Raw genomic sequence first — 1,262 nt, forward strand, 5'->3', positions numbered from 1 at the left:
TACGTGGCTGATTTAACCAAAGTCGACCGCTACTCCTTCGTGATGCACCTGGTGTCGCGCGTTGTTGGCGAGCTGCGTCATGATCTGGACGTGCTGCACGCCTATCGCGCCTGCATGAATATGGGCACCCTGAGCGGCGCACCTAAAGTGCGTGCCATGCAGCTGATAGCCGGTGCCGAAGGCGTGCGTCGCGGCAGCTACGGTGGCGCGGTGGGTTATTTCACCGCCCACGGCGACCTCGACACCTGCATCGTTATCCGCTCTGCCTATGTTGAAGACGGGATCGCCACTGTTCAGGCTGGGGCCGGCGTTGTCCTGGATTCAGACCCGCAGTCAGAAGCCGACGAAACCCGCAACAAAGCCCGCGCCGTTTTGCGCGCCATTGCTACAGCGCATCACGCGAAGGAGACTTTCTAATGGCTGACATTCTGCTGCTCGATAATATCGACTCATTCACCTATAACCTGGCAGATCAGCTCCGCGCGAGCGGCCACAACGTGGTGATTTACCGTAACCATGTTCCGGCGCAGACCTTGATTGAACGCCTGGCCACCATGGATAACCCGGTACTGATGCTTTCACCTGGCCCAGGAGCGCCAAGCGAAGCGGGCTGTATGCCTGAATTGCTGACCCGCATGCGCGGCAAGCTGCCGATTATCGGTATCTGCCTGGGCCACCAGGCCATCGTTGAAGCTTACGGCGGCTACGTAGGCCAGGCCGGAGAAATCCTGCACGGTAAAGCGTCTTCTATTTCCCACGACGGCGAAGCGATGTTTGCCGGGCTGCCTAACCCGCTGCCGGTGGCGCGTTACCACTCGCTGGTTGGCAGCAATATTCCTGCCGGGCTGACCATCAACGCGCATTTCGAGGGCATGGTGATGGCGGTTCGTCATGAAGCTGACCGGGTTGTTGGCTTCCAGTTCCATCCGGAATCCATCCTGACCAGCCACGGGGCTCGCCTGCTTGAGCAGACGCTCGACTGGGCGCTGCTCAAGCTGAAGCAGGCCAATACGCTGCAGCCGATCCTCGACAAACTTTATCAGGCACAAACCCTGAGCCGCGAAGAGAGCCACCAGCTGTTTTCCGCCATCGTTCGCGGTGAGTTGAAGCCAGAACAGCTGGCGGCCGCGCTGGTCAGCATGAAGGTGCGCGGTGAACATCCGAACGAAATCGCCGGGGCCGCATCCGCCCTGCTCGAACACGCCGCGCCGTTCCCAAGCCCGAGTTACGAGTTTGCCGACATCGTCGGTACCGGCGGCGAC

The 1,262-nt window shown here is 60.5% G+C and carries 2 protein-coding genes; both read left to right on the forward strand.

Annotation, left to right across the window (positions count from 1 at the left end):
* On the forward strand, nt 1-417 hold a 417-nt coding region (locus HX778_RS24290), incomplete at its 5' end, for a chorismate-binding protein (RefSeq protein WP_176983314.1).
* On the forward strand, nt 417-1,262 hold an 846-nt coding region (locus tag HX778_RS24295; RefSeq protein ID WP_176983315.1), incomplete at its 3' end, for a gamma-glutamyl-gamma-aminobutyrate hydrolase family protein. The genes HX778_RS24290 and HX778_RS24295, both read left to right, overlap by 1 nt.

This window comes from Cedecea sp. P7760 (assembly GCF_013386425.1).
Classification (GTDB): Bacteria; Pseudomonadota; Gammaproteobacteria; order Enterobacterales; family Enterobacteriaceae; genus Cedecea; species Cedecea selenatireducens.